16 protein-coding genes are annotated in these 19,763 nt (G+C 52.0%); 8 read left to right on the top strand and 8 right to left on the bottom strand.

Annotation, left to right across the window (positions count from 1 at the left end; translation table 11 throughout):
- Positions 1-29: 29 nt before the first annotated feature.
- Positions 30-935, top strand: coding sequence for a cation diffusion facilitator family transporter (locus ACYVAM_RS16670; protein WP_461068952.1), 906 nt, complete (start codon positions 30-32; stop codon positions 933-935).
- Positions 936-938: 3 nt separating this feature from the next.
- On the opposite strand, the gene ACYVAM_RS16665 is transcribed toward ACYVAM_RS16670, so the two are convergent.
- Positions 939-1,547, bottom strand: coding sequence for a hypothetical protein (locus tag ACYVAM_RS16665; protein WP_461068950.1), 609 nt, complete (start codon positions 1,545-1,547; stop codon positions 939-941).
- A 130-nt stretch (positions 1,548-1,677) separates the two neighbouring features.
- Positions 1,678-2,580 carry an SDR family oxidoreductase gene (locus ACYVAM_RS16660; RefSeq protein ID WP_461068948.1) on the bottom strand — a complete coding sequence of 301 codons (903 nt, stop codon included), beginning with the start codon at positions 2,578-2,580 and terminating at the stop codon, positions 1,678-1,680.
- Between the two features lie 361 nt (positions 2,581-2,941).
- Here ACYVAM_RS16660 and ACYVAM_RS16655 point away from each other — a divergent pair, with 361 nt between their 5' ends.
- Positions 2,942-5,743 (top strand): TonB-dependent receptor, encoded by a 2,802-nt coding sequence (locus ACYVAM_RS16655; protein WP_461068946.1) that lies wholly within the window; start codon positions 2,942-2,944, stop codon positions 5,741-5,743.
- A gap of 288 nt (positions 5,744-6,031) precedes the next feature.
- On the opposite strand, the gene ACYVAM_RS16650 is transcribed toward ACYVAM_RS16655, so the two are convergent.
- Entirely contained in the window at positions 6,032-8,032 is a 2,001-nt protein-coding gene (locus ACYVAM_RS16650) for a hypothetical protein (protein ID WP_461068944.1), read from the bottom strand.
- A 295-nt stretch (positions 8,033-8,327) separates the two neighbouring features.
- Between ACYVAM_RS16650 and ACYVAM_RS16645 the strand changes: the two genes are divergently transcribed.
- Positions 8,328-9,716 carry a Gfo/Idh/MocA family protein gene (locus tag ACYVAM_RS16645; RefSeq protein WP_461068942.1) on the top strand — a complete coding sequence of 463 codons (1,389 nt, stop codon included), beginning with the start codon at positions 8,328-8,330 and terminating at the stop codon, positions 9,714-9,716.
- Positions 9,717-9,747: 31 nt separating this feature from the next.
- Here ACYVAM_RS16645 and ACYVAM_RS16640 read toward each other — a convergent pair whose 3' ends face one another.
- Positions 9,748-10,485, bottom strand: a complete 738-nt coding sequence (locus tag ACYVAM_RS16640) for an OBAP family protein (RefSeq protein ID WP_461068940.1) — start codon at positions 10,483-10,485, stop codon at positions 9,748-9,750.
- Between the two features lie 127 nt (positions 10,486-10,612).
- Positions 10,613-11,830, bottom strand: coding sequence for a glycosyltransferase (locus ACYVAM_RS16635; RefSeq protein ID WP_461068938.1), 1,218 nt, complete (start codon positions 11,828-11,830; stop codon positions 10,613-10,615).
- Between the two features lie 342 nt (positions 11,831-12,172).
- On the opposite strand from ACYVAM_RS16635, the gene trxA reads away from it, so the two are divergent.
- A complete protein-coding gene (gene trxA / locus ACYVAM_RS16630) occupies positions 12,173-12,517 on the top strand; it encodes a thioredoxin (RefSeq protein WP_461068936.1) in 345 nt (114 codons plus the stop codon).
- 116 nt (positions 12,518-12,633) lie between these two features.
- Here trxA and ACYVAM_RS16625 read toward each other — a convergent pair whose 3' ends face one another.
- Together ACYVAM_RS16625 and ACYVAM_RS16620 are read right to left on the bottom strand one after the other, a co-directional pair.
- Complete coding sequence (locus ACYVAM_RS16625; protein ID WP_461068934.1) at positions 12,634-14,394, bottom strand: pyruvate dehydrogenase complex dihydrolipoamide acetyltransferase; 1,761 nt, start codon at positions 14,392-14,394, stop codon at positions 12,634-12,636.
- Between the two features lie 175 nt (positions 14,395-14,569).
- Positions 14,570-15,766 (bottom strand): class I SAM-dependent rRNA methyltransferase, encoded by a 1,197-nt coding sequence (locus ACYVAM_RS16620; protein WP_461068932.1) that lies wholly within the window; start codon positions 15,764-15,766, stop codon positions 14,570-14,572.
- A gap of 164 nt (positions 15,767-15,930) precedes the next feature.
- On the opposite strand from ACYVAM_RS16620, the gene ACYVAM_RS16615 reads away from it, so the two are divergent.
- The gene (locus ACYVAM_RS16615) at positions 15,931-16,800 is read left to right on the top strand and encodes a sugar phosphate isomerase/epimerase family protein (protein ID WP_461068930.1); all 870 of its coding nucleotides are present in this window, start codon (positions 15,931-15,933) and stop codon (positions 16,798-16,800) included.
- A 139-nt stretch (positions 16,801-16,939) separates the two neighbouring features.
- On the opposite strand, the gene ACYVAM_RS16610 is transcribed toward ACYVAM_RS16615, so the two are convergent.
- Complete coding sequence (locus ACYVAM_RS16610) at positions 16,940-17,977, bottom strand: zinc dependent phospholipase C family protein (RefSeq protein ID WP_461068929.1); 1,038 nt, start codon at positions 17,975-17,977, stop codon at positions 16,940-16,942.
- A gap of 132 nt (positions 17,978-18,109) precedes the next feature.
- On the opposite strand from ACYVAM_RS16610, the gene ACYVAM_RS16605 reads away from it, so the two are divergent.
- The 3 genes from ACYVAM_RS16605 to radC all read left to right on the top strand — a co-directional run bounded on the left by ACYVAM_RS16605 (position 18,110) and on the right by radC (position 19,736).
- Positions 18,110-18,508, top strand: a complete 399-nt coding sequence (locus tag ACYVAM_RS16605; protein WP_461068927.1) for a Dabb family protein — start codon at positions 18,110-18,112, stop codon at positions 18,506-18,508.
- Positions 18,509-18,612: 104 nt separating this feature from the next.
- Positions 18,613-18,879, top strand: a complete 267-nt coding sequence (rpsT, locus tag ACYVAM_RS16600) for a 30S ribosomal protein S20 (RefSeq protein ID WP_461068925.1) — start codon at positions 18,613-18,615, stop codon at positions 18,877-18,879.
- A gap of 161 nt (positions 18,880-19,040) precedes the next feature.
- A complete protein-coding gene (gene radC, locus ACYVAM_RS16595; protein WP_461068923.1) occupies positions 19,041-19,736 on the top strand; it encodes a RadC family protein in 696 nt (231 codons plus the stop codon).
- The last annotated feature ends 27 nt before the right edge of the window (positions 19,737-19,763 follow it).

Genomic DNA, 19,763 nt, shown 5'->3' with positions numbered 1-19,763 from the left:
ATACCGTTCCTCAAACCGGTTGAACCAGTATGGCATCGTCGAAAACCGCAATTTATACCGCCCTCGGGGCCAATCTGGCTATTGCCCTCACCAAGTTCGTGGCCGCTGGCGTAACGGGCAGCTCGGCCATGCTGTCGGAAGGGATTCACTCACTGGTGGATACCCTTAACGAGATACTGCTGCTATTAGGCCTGAACCGTAGCCAAAAGCCCGCCGATCATAAGCGGCCTTTTGGTTATGGGCGCGAGCTTTATTTCTGGTCTTACATTGTCTCGCTACTCATTTTTGCCGTGGGGGGCGGGGTATCGTTTTATGAAGGCATTACGCATATACAACACCCCGAACCTATCGAAAACCCGCAATGGAATTACATCGTGCTGGGTGTTGCGCTTGTACTGGATGGCGCATCGCTGGTGACCGCATTCAAGGCCTTCAATGCCCAACGGGGCGATCAGCCATTCTGGTCGGCCGTTAAAGACAGCAAAGACCCATCTACGTTTGTGGTCTTATTTGAAGACGGCTCCGATGTATTGGGATTGATTATTGCCTTTCTGGGCGTATTTCTGGGGCATCAGCTCAACAATCCGTATCTGGATGGGCTGGCGTCTATTCTTATTGGCGTCCTGCTCATGGCGGTGGCGCTGTTGCTGGCTCACGAAAGCAAGAGTTTACTGATGGGCGAAGGAGCCGACCCCGCGATTGTGCAACAAACCGTCGCCTTGACAGAAGCCGACCCGATTGTGGTGAAAGCCCAACAAACGCTTACGTTTCAAATGGGCGTCAATGATATTGTGCTTATTCAACGGGTTACGTTTACGCCCAATCTGTCAGCCGATGACCTCATTCAGGGAGTCGCCCGTATTCGGCAAACGATTCAGGCCGCCGAGCCCAGCATCAAGCAAGTGTTTATCGAGCCCGTCAGTGATTCTGTTTGATAGCTATAGATTCACTAAATAATCCGTCAATAATTTCCACTGAAGTTTCTGGTAAAATAGCCAGCCACCTTCGGCAATCAGCGTGTTAACCAGGGCGCGATCCCCAGCCTCTGGCCCCTCATTGTTGATGCCTTCGTGCTTCCCAATCTCGGATGCGGTGATGGTATTGCCCGACAATTCGACCCGAAAGGTACTGCTGGCCTCCACATGAAAGAAGTGTTTCACTTCGTCGGATTGGCTGTTTCGGGGATCTTTACTGGGCTTAACCGTAAACTCGACCCGGTTTTCGTCTGTAGCCAAGTCAACGATGTGCACCCAGTTTTCGGGCATCGGGCCGGGCAATAGTATTTGAATATAATCGCCGACCTGCGGAGGGCCACCCGCTTTGGGCTTACCCGCCTGATCGTGCAAAACAAAATCAGCCGTAAACATGGACAGGCCCGACCAGCCATTCACGTTCAGCAATTTCTCAACGGAATGTCGGAAGGCTTCCTGGGCGCTGGCCTGGTCAGGAAATGTCTGCTGACTGGCATAAACCTTATCTTTCGTTTCCTCTCCCTGAATGACGTTTGCTTCGTGCTGAACCTGATCCGTAATGCCTTTTTGTGCCATACGTTTGTTGGAAAATAAGTGGTCGATTACAACTGGTTTATTTTTTATCCTGCTGACGGAGCCGGGCGTCCGGCTCCGTCAGCAGGATAAAAAATAAACTACTGTATTGCTGTGGCCTACTTAAGCAATGTTAAATCGTTGGTGAACCGCCCGTTACCTGCACCGTGCTTCCTGTCATGTAACTGGAATCATCAGAAGCCAGTAAGACATAAATGGGTGCCAGTTCGGCAGGTTGCCCGGCCCGTTTCAGCGGCACATCCTGTCCAAAGTTTTTTACTTTTTCGGGCGGCATCGTCGACGGGATGAGCGGAGTCCAGACGGGTCCCGGCGCTACGCAGTTGACCCGGATGCCTTTTTCGGCCCAGACCTGACCCAGGTTGGCCGTAAAGTTCTGAATAGCGGCTTTGGTAGCGGCATACGCCAGCAATTGAGGGCTCGGCTTATACGCATTGACCGACGTGGTATTCACCACCGTGCTCCCCGGTTTGAGGTGTTCTTCGGCAGCTTTGCATAGGTGAAACATCGCAAAAATATTTGTCCGGAATGTCCGGTCGAGTTCTTCCGTCGAAATGTCCTGCAACGACTCATGGGCCATCTGATACGCGGCATTGTTTACCAGCACATCGAGCCCGCCCAACTCAGCGACAGCCCGTTGAATCAATTGCTTACAATGCGCTTCATCCTGGATATCGCCAGGCACCAATACGGCCTTACGGCCAGCCTCTTCTACGTAACGAGCCGTTTCACGGGCATCTTCGTCTTCGTTCAAATAAGAAATCAGCACGTCGGCTCCTTCGCGGGCAAAGGCAATAGCCACCGCCCGACCAATGCCGGAATCTCCACCCGTGATAAGTGCTTTACGCCCTTCCATCTTCCCGGAACCCCGGTACGACGTTTCGCCGTGGTCGGCCTTGGGCTGCATCTCGGCTTCGGTGCCAGGGGCGGATTGTTTCTCATCAGAATAAGGCGGCTGAGGGTACTTTGTTAGCGGATCCTGTTGAGTAGATGAGCTTTCTGTGGTCGTTGAGTTCATGATTTACCAGATGTTAAACGATTGACAATACGAATAACTATACTCCGCCTGGCAGAAATCGTTTGGTACGGTTACCAGATGGTTAGGGAACGGCCTGCTTTCGGAATCATTGACTTGCCTCAAATAAGCACAGAAATTGTACTATTTTTTTCATTCTCGCCGGGTTAAAATCCGGCGAGAATGAAAAAATCAGCAGTTATTTAATACTAGCTAATGATTCAGGATAACCCCTTTAATAAGCATTCTTCAACACCGGCACCGTTTCCTCATTTCCCGTTCCATTTCCATGACAGTACCCCGTAACCAGTTGGTTAGTAAGGCGCACCCGGCGAGGTAGAAACGCTACCCTGGGTGATTCCCTATGCATAAACTATACAGACACCAGCGCCTGACGCTACTTCTTTTTCTTTGGCTTTTGACGAGCGCATACGCGTTGGCACAAACGGTTCGGGGCCGGGTAACGGATGCAACGACGGGGACCAACCTACCCGGCGTATCCATTCTGGTGACCGGCCAGAATACGGGTGCCATCACCGACGCCAATGGCACCTACTCGCTTGCCCTTGGTCCAGGAACCTACAGCTTGCGCGTTAGTTTTGTTGGCTATGCCACCCAAACCATTTCCGTACAGGTCACAGCTGGCACCGACGCCAACGCCGATGTGCGACTGGTTGAGAGCCTCGCTAGTTTAAATGAGGTCGTCGTCGTTGGCTCACGCTCGACGCAGGCCCGGTCCAGCACCCAGACGGTTTCTCCGGTCGACGTCATTCAATCACGTGATCTGGTAGCCACGGGCCAGGTGGACCTGACGCAGCAATTAACGTTTGTGGCTCCGTCGTTCAATTCATCCCGGCAAACGGTGTCGGATGGTACCGATCACGTTGACCCGGCCACCCTGCGCGGTCTTGGCCCCGATCAGGTGCTGGTGCTGCTCAACGGCAAACGGCGGCACAATCAGGCATTGATCAACCTGAATGGCACCGTTGGGCGCGGCTCAGTTGGCACCGACCTCAACGCCATCCCTTCGTCAGCCATCGAGCGGATCGAGGTGCTGCGGGATGGCGCTTCCTCGCAGTACGGCTCCGATGCCATTGCGGGGGTTATCAACCTGCGGCTTAAATCACAGCCCGGCACAACCATCAATGCACAGGTCGGCCAGCAGTATGAAGGTGACGGCCAGGTGGCACAAGTCGGCATCAACCACGGCTTCAAGCTCGGCGACAAGGGCTTTTTGAACCTCACGGGCGAGTTCCGCCATCGGGGAGCCACCAACCGGGCCGGCGATTATACGGGGCCAGTCTACGTAAACTGGAACGCGGGGCAACAAACCGGCGAATCGGCTACGGCTTATGTTGCCCGTCGGCAGGCGCTGTACCAGCAGGATCAGGCCCTGATTCGTCAGAATGGGTTCGATGTGTCGAACAACCTGCAAGTAGGTAATGCCCGGGTCCAGAATGCGGGGTTTTTCCTGAATGCAAGTGTACCGATTCGGGGAACATCGGCCAGCTTTTACGCCACGGGTGGCCTGAATTACCGCCGGGGCCTGGCGGCTGGTTTTTATCGGTATCCTTACCAGACAACGCAGGTCATCACGGCCTTATACCCGAACGGTTTTTTACCCAATATTCAGTCGAGCATCAATGACCAGTCACTCCTGGTGGGTGTCAATGGCGAAACCAAAGGCTGGCGCTGGGATATCAGCAATGTGTATGGCGGCAACTCGTTTCGCTTCGACGTTACCAATTCGAACAATGCATCGCTGGCCTACCTCGGGCCGCTGAACAACCCAACCTCATTTTATGCCGGTACGCTCTCATTTTACCAGAATACCACCGATCTGGGAGCCGCCAAAGATTTCGGCAAGCAGTTAGGGCTAACCTCGTTTAACGTAGCGGCTGGGTTAACGTACCGCAATGACCAGTATCGAATCAAACCCGGCGAAGCGGCTTCGTATTTAAACTTCAGCCCGCAGTCGGGCCAGGTTGGTGGATCGCAGGTGTTTCCTGGTTATCAGCCTTCCAATGCCGTAAATGCCCGCCGAAATGTATACGGAGCCTACGTGGATGTCGAATCGGACGTAACCGACCGGCTGCTTCTCAATGCCGCCGGGCGTTACGAATATTACACCGATTTTGGCGGAAACTTGGCCGGAAAACTGGCTGCCCGGTACCGGTTCAGCGAAGCGTTTTCCCTGCGCGGTTCGGTGAGCAACGGCTTCCGGGCGCCCTCGTTGCACCAGCGGTATTTTAGTGCCATCAGCACCGTTTTCGTCTCGACCGGGCAGGGGCTGGAGCCCCGCCAAACGGGTACGTTCCGCAACGACAGCCCCATTGCCCAGGCATTTGGCGTGCCGCCACTGGGTGCCGAGCGGTCGGTCAATTTCAGTGTCGGCGTTACCTCCCGCCCCCTCAGCAATGTCAGCCTGACCATAGATGCTTATCACATCAGGATCAATAATCGGATCATTTATAGCAACCAGTTTTCGCGCGGCACGAGTGGCGCAGGCCTGATTGTGGCCAACATTCTGAATGGGGCCGGGCAAACGGACGTAAACAGCGCCCAATTTTTTGCCAATGCCGTCAACACACAAACGCAGGGTATTGATGTTGTGCTGGCAACGAATCCACGGCTCAATACGGGCACGCTCGATATAACTCTGGCGGCCAATTTTAACCAGACCAAACTGATTGGCGAAATTCAGCGCCCGGCCAATCTCCCGACGGATGTCACGCTTGGCAACTTTCTGTTCAATCGGCAGGACAGCGCCCGGCTTACGTCGGCTCAGCCGCGCAGTAAAATTCAGTTGACGTTCAACTACCGGCTACGCAAGTTCGGGGCGGTTCTCCGCATCTCCCGCTTTGGCACGGTCGAATCCTACGACCCAATCAACCCCGCTCTGGACGAGACTTTCAACCCGCGTTTCGTTACCGACCTGAACGTTTCGTATCGCGTTCTAAAAAACCTGAATTTGACCCTGGGTGCCAATAATCTGCTCAATGTCTACCCCGATCCTTTGCGGGTCATCAATGCCCCAACACCGGAACGATACGGATCGGCCGTATTGGATAACTCGTCATTTGGGCGGTTCATTTATGGCCGTAACGCCACTCAGTTCGGTTTCAACGGCGGCTATTATTTTTTAAATCTGTCCGCCAGTTTCTAAGCGAAAAACGTACTGGTCCGCCCATACATACCCTGATCATGCGTCAGAATACAATTTACCTGACCAGTCGTCGACATAGTCGATGCCCGTATTAAAGATCAACTGGCCCACTAAGTGCAGTGGATTGTCGAACGCTTCCCATGGCATACCAGCTAGTGCCGTACCGCTACGCGACCAATACCTAGCGCGAAATCACCTTTTATACAAACATCTGATCGCTAGCGCGACCGCCCTGGCATCTGAATCTGACAACTTGAGTTAAATCCCTAGCTGTAAGCAGTCAAGGCCTTATTGCTTGATGACCTTTACGGCCCGAACTTGCCCATCGCCAGACACAGACAAGAGCAGTGTACCGGCTGGCTGCTGACGGAGATCGAAGGTTTGTTGCTCGTCGATACCCGCCTGGTCAATAGTCCGCTCCTCCACCAGCCGCCCGCGACTGTCGACCAGGCGAATACGCAAAGCCTGGTCCTGGGCACCCTTGATGTCAACTGTTACGGCATCATGGGTGGGGTTACCCCTCAAAACAAGCGTCAGGCCGGAGGGTGCTTCTTCACGGGCAGCGAGCCGTGCCCGGCCGCATTCTGCTTTACTATCGAACGAATACGTGACTACGTTCCCGTGCTGACGGGCCATGAGCCTGATGAGCCTGGCATCCCGCAACTCGGGCGGAAGGACTTGCGTAGGATTGATTGTCCAGCCCGTACTGCCTTCGATAGCGTACTCAATGAGAGAGCTGTCTCCTCCAGCCGCATGCAAGGTAATTATCCCGGTTTCGCAGTTGTATGTAGGAGCAACCAGCCGTAGCGAGTCAGTAGGCGAGGCTCCAGTCGTATCAGAAGGGCAGGCGGCTCCCACGTTGAACGTGTAACTGACCGTCTGTTCATGCTGGCTCGCCCGTATCGTAATGATGCTCGAATCCGTGCGAAACGCCTGCTCCACCGTGCCAACACTATCGGTGGGTGAGACAAGAATGACGCCCGTTGCACTGAAACGAACGGGTGAGCCATCACCCCCGCTCGTATGCAGGCGTATCCGGCCCGTTTGACAATCGTAAACGGGAGGGACTAACCGCAGCGTTGTTACCTCGGGCGAGTTACCCAGTTTAAGCACCCAGGCAGCTACTGTTTTCGTTGATTTGCCCGTTACATCGCCATCCGTCGATGTCGTGGTACCCACAGCCAGATACCCGCCATCATCGGTAGCCAGCAAAGCCGTCGGTCTGTCCGTTCCGGAGCCCCCGAAACTTTTCGTCCAGCGGAATGTGGCAGGCAATCGTCCGCTGGATAAGCGAAAATCCCCACTATTGCCGGGTGCGGCATCAAGTACGGTCAGGTTTCCGACCCCGTCGTAGACGAGCGAGCTAATCGATACGACCCCTGGCATGGAGGCCAATGAGCTGCCGTCACCTGCTTTGCCGGGCGCAATGGTAATGGCTTGCCCGTTGTTCCCCGCGCCCGTCCCAATGGCGGTGTAGGTTCCTTCAACGCCCATGTTCGTGACCACATCCTGAATATCCCGTAGATTGGGATACTGTTGCTGCCAGATCAGTTTATACTGTGCGTCCAGTTGCAACGCGATTCCCTGGCTCTCGGCCAGCCCGCTTCCGATAGCCCGCCCAACGAGCAGATAGCCCTGATTGGGTAAGGTCAAAAGTCGATTGATGAGGGGCGTCGCCGATTGCGTCGAACCCTGAAACTTGATGCGCCAGCGCCCTGTCATGTACCCTTCCGAACTTAACTTCGTAATCGTCAAATACGCTAGTTTATCCGTATAGGTCCCAACGAGCATAAAGCCTCCATCGGGCGTACTGGATAGCACATTTTGCGTCAATCGCGCTGGCGAGCCTGCTTCCGGTCGTTCCACGGTTCGGCTCCAGGCCTGATTTCCCGCCGAGTCCAGCTTCGCGACATAGTACCGTTTTTGGACATCCTGGGCCAACACCGCAAAACCACCATCGGGGGTAGACGCAAGTGAAATGGTCTCCTGAACGGCGATTCGGGTCGTAGCGCTATCCGCGTAAGAACCGGGTATCTCTTTGTTCCAGACTAATGCACCCTTTGCCGAAAGCAGTGCCAGATTTCGTACGGATAAGACGCCATAGCCCCCACTCGGCGCTCTGGCGGCCCGTATGGGCGAGGTGGTCGTCAGGTTTCCGTTCTCGATGGTTCGTTGCCACTGAATCAACGGGGGCTGCGCGGGTTGTGCCACAAGGCCCGTCGTCATACCGATCACCCCTATGAGTACCATCCACCAATGGTGCACGGTCAGCCTGTATTGATTGATCATACGTCAGAAGGTCTAAACTAAACTGTTGACTAACTCTACATTACCAGATAGCCGAATGCGGGTTAACCCGTTAGTCAGGAAAATTGATCGAACGGCCAGACGCTGCCATAAAGTGAGGTACTGGCACGCGATAGCCGGCTGCCTGTGCACAACGACAGTGGCCCTTAACCGCAACAGACCCGATTTTGCAGCCCTGAAGCATAGGCAGGCAATTAGGCTCACTTTTTCATGGGTAAATCAACTATCGGCCCATACAGGGGTTTATCGGCCGGTATCAATCAACTCAACTGTGCCTATGAATCGCTTTACACAGCTCGTTAAAACCATGCTTGACGAATCGATGTCGCCCCACTCTCGTCAGGAATTTCTTAAACGAATGGGGAGGACGCTGGCGGTCGGCACAACAGGTGGCCTGCTAACAACCTACGGCCGCAATGATCTGACCCGTCGTGGCGGCCCATCGGCGCTGGCTCAAGCCGACACGGTACCGCACATTCAACCCGTTTCGCCCCCGGCCCTTATTCCGCCCAAAGTAGATGATCCGATCAAGCTGGAGCCCATTCGTGGAGATGCCGACCGGCAGTCGCCCCCTACCCCATCCCCACAGCCACCCGATACGCGCGTGGGCTACGCGGTCGTTGGTTTGGGGCATCTGGCCCTGGAAAACATTCTTCCCGCCTTCGGCTGGAGTCGAAAATCGAAGCTGGTGGCGCTGGTGAGCGGTAGCCCGGAGAAACTCCAGAAAGTAGCCCAGCAGTATGGTGTCAAACCCCAGAATTGTTACAGCTACGACACCTACGACCAGCTCAAAGACAACCCCGACGTACAGGTGATTTACATCGTATTGCCAAACGCAATGCATGCCGAGTACACCATCCGGGGAGCCCAGGCAGGCAAACACATTCTGAGTGAGAAACCCATGGCGGCATCCTCGGCCGAAGCCCAGGCCATGATCGATGCCTGCAACAAAGCGGGTCGCAAACTGATGGTTGCGTACCGAATCCAGTACGAACCACACAATCGCTACGTTCGTGAGCTGGTCCGGCAGAAGCAATATGGTGCGCCCAAAATGCTGCAACTGCATAATGCGCAGGTAGAAGCCAACCCAAATCACTGGCGGCACATTCGGGCGCTTGCAGGCGGTGGTTCATTACCCGATATTGGCTTATATTGCCTCAACACGGCCCGGTTTATTTTGGGCGAAGAGCCAACGGAAGTATTTGCTTATCAATATAGTACGCCCGGAAATCCATTATTCCGGGAGGTGGAGGAGCTGGTATCCTGGCAGATGCGTTTTCCAAGCGGAGTGATTGCGAACTGCGCGTCGGATTACTATGCACACGAATCGCGATGGTACCGGGTTCTGTCCGAACGAGGCTGGTTGAATCTGGAGAATGCCTTTGCGTATAACGGGCTTCAGCTACAGCAATCTTTTGCCGTTGGTCAGGCAGAGCACAACGACCATACGTACCTGATGGAGAAAGATCAGTTTGCGACCGAAATGGACCATTTTTCAGACTGTATCCAGCAAAATAAACAACCGTTTACACCCGGCGAAGAAGGCTTGCAGGACCATCGGATTATGGAAGCGATCTATCAATCGGCGCAGTCAGGAAAGCCTATCCAACTGCCCGTCATTACCAAACTAGACCCGTTCAGAGGTCCTGAGCCTCAGCTAACATAGGCACTTCTCTAAGCACAGCGGTTGAGTAAGCCTAGTGGTGTGCATGCCTGGTCAAGTTGGGTAGTTGAACGACATCACCCGTTTGCCAGGCATCAGCACCGGGCTGAACGGGTAGTGCCGGAATATCGGCACGGTTTTTCCGCTTATCGGCCGTCGACACCTCAAACCGCCGGTCGCGGTCCTGTTCCAATTGCTTATTGAGCTGACCATCTTTCAGAAATCCCATCATCAGGGCCGGACTGCCCAGGGGAAGTGTCAAATCCTGATCTGTGTGCCAGGTATGCCAGGTTTTTCCGTACGTGCTGACGATGGTTTCCATCAGCTCGTGTTCGGCCAGATCGGGCAGCCCCGGCGCAATGAGGGAACCACTTCTAACTTCGTACCGATGGCTGTGCCACAGCTTTTTCTCGTCAGCGGGTAAGGTTTTGAATAGTTTTTCGGAAACGATATACTCAACACCCATGATCTTGGCGCTATCGCCATTGCCATCGAAAATGACGCACTGGGTCAGGTCTTCATTCAGTTTGGTGCAGTAATGATGGGCTTCCATTTGTCCCGCCATATGGCCGTTGTAAAAGTGAAACCCGTCGAGGTAAATGGTCAATTTATCGACGGGTTTTCTGGCCTGTATAGCCGTTGCGCCCGCTTCGAGCACCTTTGTTTTCGCCGTTTTCTCCTGACCGGGCGAATTCACATTGGATGGCGTATTGCTTCCTCCGCAGGCCATTATAAGAAGCCCTAAACTGGTTATCGTCAGTAAGTTTTTCATACCAAATTCGAGTAATCCCTATTCTTTATAACGAGCCGTAGGGTCAGATCAACGTTGCTCACAGGTGTATAAGAAGCAAATAAGCCGGGTCACTAGCGGCCCGGCTTATTCGATCTGATGTCTGTCTCTATTTTACAGTGGCATAGTTTAACTGCCCGATCAATAGTTTCTGCATTTGCTGCCAGGTACGATCCCAGGATTGTTCCCGCAAGAACGTATCCAGCGCCGTTCGGTCTGATGTGGACGCGTACCGAATCATCTGACCCAGCGATTTTTCGATAGCGGCTGCCGAATCAGCAATCAATACCTGATCCCATCCACCATACGTCCGCTTGACGTCCCGAATCGGGGTCGATACCACGGGCAGTCCGGCTGCCAGATACTCAGGTGTTTTGGTTGGGCTGATGTACCGCGTTGCTTCGTTGATCGCAAACGGCATCAAAGCGGCATTCCAGTTACTGAAATAAGCGGGCAATTCGGCATATGACTTCATGCCCAGGTAATGAACGTTAGGCCCTTGCGGCAACGTTGCAGGATCTATTTTCACAACCGGTCCCAGCATAATAAACTGCCAATCGGGCAAGCGGTGCGCCAGCTCTCTCAGTAAGTCAAGGTCAAGTCGTTCGTCGATCACGCCACTGTAACCAATACGCGGACCGGTTATGTGCCGCTGATCTTCCGGGTCAGGGAGCCCGGTACGCGCTTTCTCAAAGTGCTCATAATCGATGCAACTTGGAAAGGCAAAGACGTTTTCGTGCCGCGAGAGTTTGGCCTCGTACAGACTATACCCGCCCGTAAAGACGACATCGGCAAGACTGAGTAGTCGTTTTTCTTCATGAAGCAGTTGGGGAGACGCGCCTTTAAAAGCCGCTAACTCATCCATACAATCGTATACGACTACTTTTGGGCGAAGATGGTCCGTGAATTGCATGGCCATCGGCGTATAATACCAGCTGACATAGTCATCGATGTGCTGCTGCTCGATCAATTGATTGACCAACTGCCGCTGCAGCCGGATAGCCGTTTCAGGATCGATACCGTGGGGTAGATGAGGCACCACGACCCGAATATTGTCGCCGACGGATCGAATGTCCAGATGAAGTGTATCATGCCAGACAGGTTCCTCAATGTACCAGATTCGCCACTGCTGGCTTGCCCTGATCAGCAGATGTTGTGGTCGCTGATAGACAAAGTTCCAGCGTAAATGCATAAAGCAGATCACATCCTGAATATCATTAGCCGAAGCCTTGAGCGTAAGCGGTATCTGTTCTCGTAAACGGGTTAATGCATTGGCGGTTTGCTTCTGGATTTTACTGGACGAATCGATTTTATTTTCAGTAATCATAGACGGCTAGACACGTTGAGGATTGATAAAACACAAGCGCCTTTCGACTCTTATGGGATAGTGTACTAGGCAAACTAATGATACCGCACATATGCCTTTTTTCTTATGTACTATAGTGAGGGTACGGTCCCACGGCGAAATTCAATTCTGTTTTAGAAATCAGAACGACCCTATTCGGATAGACACGTACCGTTCCAGGCCAGACGTAGCTGTCCGGACAGCTAAAGCGCCGGAACAAAAGTCAATGAAGTGGAAAGCGGGTGCGCAGATAACCCGGAACTAAACGCCCTGAAAACGGTTTATGTGCATGAAACAAGTTCAACTAATAAACTCATTTCAGTCATGGCAGCAGGAACACATGCCGTAGAAGCAACCGACGCGAACTTCAACGATCTTATAAATTCTGACAAACCTGTTTTAGTAGATTTCTGGGCCGAATGGTGTGGTCCTTGTAAAATGATCGGGCCCGTTGTTGAGCAACTGGCCGGTGAATACGAAGGAAAAGCCATCGTTGCCAAAATGGACGTGGATCAAAATGCCCAGGTTCCCGCTAAATTCGGTATCCGCAGCATTCCAACCCTGATGATTTTCAAAAACGGACAGTTGGTCGATAAAGTAATCGGTGCCGTTCCCAAAAACGTACTGGAGCAAAAACTTCAGGGCGCTCTGGAACCAGCCGCTATCTAAGTTACCCGATTCTATCATAAAAAAGGGCGCTCCCAACTACTGGGAGCGCCCTTTTTTATGAACAAGTTTGTGGTGAATATTCACCACAAACCGTAAATCTCAAACTATAAACTAACTTACACCAGCATCCGCATCGGATCTTCGAGCAGTTGTTTGAACGTCTGCAGGAAGGCCGAACCCGTTGCGCCATCCACAACGCGGTGGTCGCAGGAGAGCGTCACTTTCATAACGTTCGTTGGTTTAGCCACCGGAACGCCAGCTGCATCACCCTCAAACTTCACCGTTTGCTTGATAGCACCAACCGCCAGAATACAGGAGTCCGGTGGGTTGATGATGGCCGTAAATTCTTCGATGCCGAACATACCGAGGTTCGAAATCGAGAACGTGCTGCCTTCCCAATCCTTTGGCTGGAGTTTCTTATCTTTAGCTTTTCCCGCCAGTTCTTTTACCTCGCCCGAAATGGTCGACAACGTTTTCTGATCCGCGTTGCGAACAACGGGTACCAAAAGACCCTCATCGACAGCGACAGCGACACCAATATTGACGTATTTGTATTTACGAATTTTATCACCCAGCCAGGATGAGTTCACATTCGGGTGTTGCTTCAGCGCCAAGGCAGCTGCTTTGATCACAAAATCGTTGAACGATACTTTAACCGGGCTCAGTCCATTGACCGTACCCCGCAATTCCATCGCCTTATCCATGTTGATTTCCATGGTCAGGTAGAAGTGCGGAGCCGTGAACAGACTTTCACTCAACCGACGGGCAATCGTTTTGCGCATCTGGCTAACTGGTACATCTTCGTAGTCACCAGTTGGGGCGGGTGCAGCAGGCGTTGGTGTGGGTGCGGCCTGCGTTGGAGCAGCCGGTTGTGGAGCAGGTGCGGCAGGCTGAGCGGCCGGAGTTGCTGGCTGAGCAGCCGGAGCTGCTTTACCAGGCACAAACGACTCGACATCGCTTTTAACAATGCGCCCTTCGGGGCCCGACCCCTGAACCTGAGCAAGGTTGATTCCCTTCTCTTCGGCAATACGCTTGGCTAACGGCGAGGCTTTTACGCGTCCGTTGGATTCGACATTATCACCTGCGCCACCTGCATAGGACAAATCGGAATCGGCATCGGCGGGTAAGCTGGCTTGCGGATTTTGTTCCGCCGTTGCACTTCCTCCTTCGCCGGTAGCTGCCGGTGCAGGAGCCGAGCCTCCGTCCAGCAGTACTTTAAAGTTCGCGCCTTTCTCGCCAACAACGGCAATAATGTCATCGACGGCAACAGACGACCCTTCTTTAACGCCTATATATAATAGTGTACCCTCTTCGTAGGCTTCGAGGTCCATGGTAGCTTTGTCGGTCTCGACTTCAGCCAGCACATCGCCTGATTTCACTGTATCGCCTTCTTTTTTGTGCCAGGCGACGATGGTGCCTTCCGTCATCGTGTCGCTCATTTTGGGCATCCGGATGATCGACGCATTGACGTTCTCGGCTGGCGCGGCCGAAACGGCTTTCGCATCCGGTAAGGTCGACGTGGTTTCGGCGCTGGATGCACCCGCAGGAGCCGGAGCAGGATCTGGCTTGGGAGCCGCGGGGACCGCAGCCTCCTGGCTTCCTCCACTTGTGCCGTTGAGGAGCGATTTATAATCTTCACCATCGGCACCGATTACGGCCAGAACGCCATCTACCGGCACCGATGCGCCTTTTTCAACACCGATATACAGCAATGTACCTTCATCATAGGCTTCAAGGTCCATGGTGGCTTTATCGGTTTCAACTTCGGCCAGTACATCGCCGGATTTTACTTTATCGCCCACTTTTTTGTGCCACTCCGCAATGACGCCTTCGGTCATTGTGTCGCTCATCTTGGGCATTCTGATTAATTCAGCCATAATTAGCTATGTGTATATCGGGTTATCTAGACCGGCCGAGCCACCGGAGCACCGGGCCACTAGACCGCCAGTGCGGTTGAGACCCAAAATTAATGTAAAGCTACTAAGATTGTATCTTTCTGGACAGGAAAATGGAAGAAGCAAATGCCGGGAGATCAGTTTACATTCGTCGTCTTTACTCCACCCACAGGACTAATCCTTTCAGATACCCACCTTCGGGGTGAAATAAACTAACGGGGTGATCGGCGGGCTGGCTCAGGTGATGCAGCACACGTACCTGCCGGCCCGCTTCGATAGCAGCCGCCACAATCGTATTGTAGAACAACTCCCGATCGACTACCTGCGAACACGAAAAGGTAAACAACAGACCTCCTTTCGCTACCCGACGCAATCCTTCGGCATTGAGCCGTTTGTATCCCTGAACCGCCCGGTGCCGCGCCGACTGGCTTTTGGCATAAGCGGGCGGATCTAGAACGACAATGTCATATTGCCCATCGTGGTTTTTCAAATAATGCATGACATCGTCGGCATACGCCTGATGCCGCTCATCGCCCTCCGCGAAATTGGCCGTAATGTTCTGATTTGTCAGGTCAATTGCTTTCTGCGATACATCCACGGAATGAACCGAATAAGCACCCGCCTTGAGCGCATATACCGAAAACCCACCCGAATAACAGAAGGCATTCAGTACATTCTTACTCTGAGCATACTGCGCCAGCAAGGCCCGATTGTCGCGCTGATCGAGAAAGAAGCCGGTTTTCTGGCCCGTGATCCAGTCGATCAGAAACGTATTGCCATTTTCTTTTACCGGATGCGGCACGGGTGTTCGGCCAAAAAGGTAACTATTGGTGACCGTAGCACCGTATTCGTCGGGCAGCGTATCGGCACTTTTGTCGTACACGGCTTTGAGCTCATCACCAAAAACGGCTTTGAGGGCTTCGGTAATGATTTCCCGTTCGCGGTGCATCCCAATCGAATGAGCCTGAAACACGACGACGCCATTATATACATCGAGAATTAGTCCCGTACAGCCATCGCCCTCGCCATGAACAAGTCGGTAGCAGTTGGTTTCTCCGGTCACGATCACCTGCCGAATGCTCCGAATATGGGCTAGTTTTTTCGTCCAATAGGGCAAATCAGGCGTAACGGGTCCGCCAGCCGTTGCCCCAAAGGAGAACACCCTCACGGCAATACTGCCGTCGTGGTAATGACCCGTGGCCAGGTATTTTTGCTTACTGTCAAACACTTCCACGACGTCGCCATCGTTTAGATCACCTTCATAACGGCTGATGGCTCGCGAGAACACCCAGGGGTGGAAACGCCGGAGGGCCTCATCGCGTCCGGCTTGCAGATATAATTTGGAAAACGTCATTCATCTTCGGGAAAGGCCGCAAAGATACGATGCCAATGAATGGTGAATGATAAATGATGAATTATTGACACAAACGAAAACAAATTCATCATTCATCATTTATCACTCATTTTATGTAAAACAACGCCATCTTTACGTTTTATTCCCGCAAACTTTTACCAACAATGCAACGACGTAATTTTCTTAAACAGTCCGGCCTGTTAACGGCGGGCGCCCTTACCCTCAGCCAAACCAACCTGCTGGCCAACGCCCCGGCCAAACTGATCAGCCCGTTTGGCGTTCAATTGTACAGTGCCCGTGATGTGCTGCCCAAAGATCCAAAGGGAATCATGACGCAGTTGGCCAGCATGGGCTACAAACAGTTCGAAAGTTTCAGCGGAGCGCAGGGCTTTTTGTGGGGCCTGGAACCGAAAGAAATGAAGTCGTTTCTGGATGGCCTTGGCGTAAAAATGGTGAGTACGCACTTCAATTTCCGGGGCGATATGGAGAAGCCCGACGGCCTGAAGAAGAGCATTGAGATGGCTCACGATGCGGGGCTAACCTATTTACTATGTCCCTACATTGGTCCGCAGAAAACCTGGGACGACTGGAAGAAAATAGCGGACATGTTCAATACCGCCGGCGAAGAAGTAAGCAAGGCGGGCCTTAAATTTGGTTATCATAACCACGATTACTCGTTCCGTCCGCTCGATGGCAAACTCCCTCAGGAATATCTGCTGGCCAACACTGACCCTAAAAAGGTAATGTTCGAGCTGGACCTGTGCTGGATCGATGTGGCAGGCGTAAATACGGCTGATCACCTTAAAAAGTATGGCAACCGGTACGAATTATGCCATATAAAAGACTACACGGTAAAAGAAGGCAAACCTGTTCAGAATGACCTGGGCAAAGGTAATGTCGACTTCAAAAAGACGTTGCGGGTGGCTATGGATAGCGGCATTAAGTACTTCCTGGTCGAACAGGAAGAATACGCCGAATCGCCCATGGTTAGCTTGAAAAACGACGCCGAGTACATGAAGAAACTCTCGGTGTAATATCTAAACCGCACGGGCGTCCCCGCTGGAAATAAATGATTTTTCTGACCAACTATGATTTTGCTTTTATAGAAGCAGACTAATAAATCATAGTCGGTCAGAAAAATCATTTATTTCCAGAGATAACACACTGATTCGGTCAATTCTCTTCCCTCGCTGAAAACAGTCGTTTCAGCCAGCTTTTCTTCTCTTCGACTTCTTCCTTCTGCTCCTGATCAGTAAGCTGATACCTGGCCAAAGCCCGCAAATCCGGCTGACCGGCGTCTACCCAGCAGGTGTACCAGAAATCGCCTACCATTTTTACCGACGCCCGCATCTGGCGTTCAACCTGACCACTTAACCGTTCACTATATTGCCGCGAGAAATCGGCCGAATAAACTTTGGCGGTGATTCCATTACGCTCTTCGAAGCCATATTTGCGCGTTTCGCCCAATTCTTCCGTAAGCTGCTTTTCGAACCGCAATACCGAATCTAGGGCAGCATTAGCCCTGAACACCGCCCGCCAGGCGGCCTTTTGGGGCGACTCCACATACTCCGCTTGCCCCGTTAGAAAATCATAGTCCGTGCTGAATAATTCCGGCAGGCGCGACTCCCAAAACCCATGTATCCCCTGCTGACTGGTCAATTGCCCGTTGTAGTTGCGGGTCGTGTGCAAGGGAACATTGGCATCCGCAATATAATGGCCAAGATCAGCGGCTACGCGCAGAATTCGCCGAACATTTCGCTGTTTGAATGCTTCTGTGAGCTGGTATTTTGTTAACTGTATTTGCCAGGGGACCAGGCCATGCAGGGCCAGCGTATCTTCCCCATAGCGGGCGGTGGCGTCTTTATAAAATCGGGGCAATGTTGCAGCCGACGTATCTGCATACGCATCAAGGTCGATAAAATGGCGAGGGGCCTCCCCGACAACGGCATACCGGCGCTTGTCAGGATTTACGGCATTATCGGCCAAAAAGCTACTGTACTTCTTGAAGAAAGGCATCATCTCCGCTGGTAATGTGAACACGGCCAGTCGGTTAATTTGCTGATGCGCAAAGAAGCCCCACTTCGGGCGATGATTGGCCAGAAAGCGCGTCTGTTCTGTTGGTAAAACTGGCCTTACAGACACCTGATCGTCTGCCCGTTCATGGGCAGCAGGTCCCGCGGCTCCTGTTCCACCGAAAAAAAGATTGATCAAACCTAACAACCAAATAAAACGTTTGTACATTTGACAAAACATGGTACTATTAAGCTAAATTGTTTAACTATTCAATTAAAGCACCATGTAAATCAAAACAAAATTTGGTCAAAATAACAAATCTCGAATAACATGAATGCTAAATCAAAGGGATATACCCTAATCGTTGTGTTGCTGTGTGCTTTTGCTTTAACAATCTACGGTGCCTACTCACCTGCTAGAAAAGCTCAGAAACAGCAAGTTGTGTGTGTTAAATTCAAAAAAGGGGTTGAAAATGCAGCTGTTGAGCAGCATATGAATGGTTTTGCGTCCTTAAAGCATGAAATTCCACAGATCGTTGGTTACACCTCCGGTAAGACAATTTTGCCAAATCAGGCGGTTGCAGACTATGACGTAGTACACTACCTGACGTTTCAGTCCGAAGCGGATATAAAAACATTTGAGAACAGTGCGGCCTACAAACAGTTCGTCAAACAGAATGAGGTTATCTGGGAAAAAACGTTGACTGTCAACGCCGATATTCGTCAGTAAGGTCAAGTAAATCAAAGAATTTCGGATGGAACAGTTGGTTGTTCCATCCGAAATTCTTATTTTTGCGCCCTCATATCGCGACAACGATCTCATTTTATATACCAATGGCAAATCACAAGTCATCAAAAAAAGCAATCCGGTCGAGTGCCAAGAAGCGTCTGTTGAACCGTTACCAGCACGTAACCACCCGGAACATGGTAAAGAAACTTCGTACAACAACTGACCACGCCATGGCCGTTGAACTGTACAAAACAGTTTCGTCTGCCTTAGACAAACTCGCTAAGCGTAACATCATTCACAAGAATAAAGCAGCCAACAACAAGTCGAAGCTGGCTCGTTTGGTAAATAGTCTGAAAGCCGCTCAGGCTTAATAAGCAGTTATTGTTGTCGTGTTATAGTCAACAAGCTACTTGCAAAGCAGACAATGCCCGTTTTTGCGGACGCTAAGTCATACGAAACCTTACCTTTTTGTGGGTAAGGTTTTTTTTGTGCATTTTGTACACCAAACCAGCACCGTAACTGACTTAGATGTATGACTTATGAATCCTCCGGCACTATTCAAAGCTGGGCAGAAGAAGATCGCCCGCGCGAAAAACTAATGCTCAAAGGCAAAGCCGCCCTCTCGGAAGCCGAATTGATTGCGATCCTGCTTAACTCGGGAACTGTCGACCTGACAGCTGTAGATGTAGCCCGGATTATTCTCAAAAGTGTCAATAATAACCTCAACGATCTGGCTAAATTGAGCATCAAAGACCTGTCTAAGTTTCGCGGAATTGGGGAAGCCCGAGCCATTACCATCATCGCTGCGCTCGAACTCGGTCGTCGGCGAAAAGAACAGGACCGGCCCCAGCGAGCGAAGGTCACGTGTTCGCGCGATGCGTATAACGAGATGATTCCGCACCTGATCGACAAGCCCCACGAAGAATTCTGGATTTTACTAATGAACCGCGCCAATGAAATTATGCGGCCGGTATTGATCAGCACGGGGGGCGTTTCGGGCACTGTAGCCGATCCTAAAGTAATCTTCAAACAAGCTATTGAGCATCTGGCGTCTTCAATGATCTTGTTTCACAATCATCCATCAGGCAATTTACAGCCTTCACAAGCGGATAAAGACCTGACCAGAAAGCTAAAAGAAGCCGGGCGACTTCTGGATATTCCGGTTCTTGACCACCTGATTTTTACGGACAAAGCATATTTCAGCTTTGCTGATGAAGGCATCTTATAAGTAACCCGGACATCCTGTCCGGCTAAG

The organism is Spirosoma horti (assembly GCF_054776595.1).
This window is presented reverse-complemented; position numbering and strand designations above follow the sequence as displayed.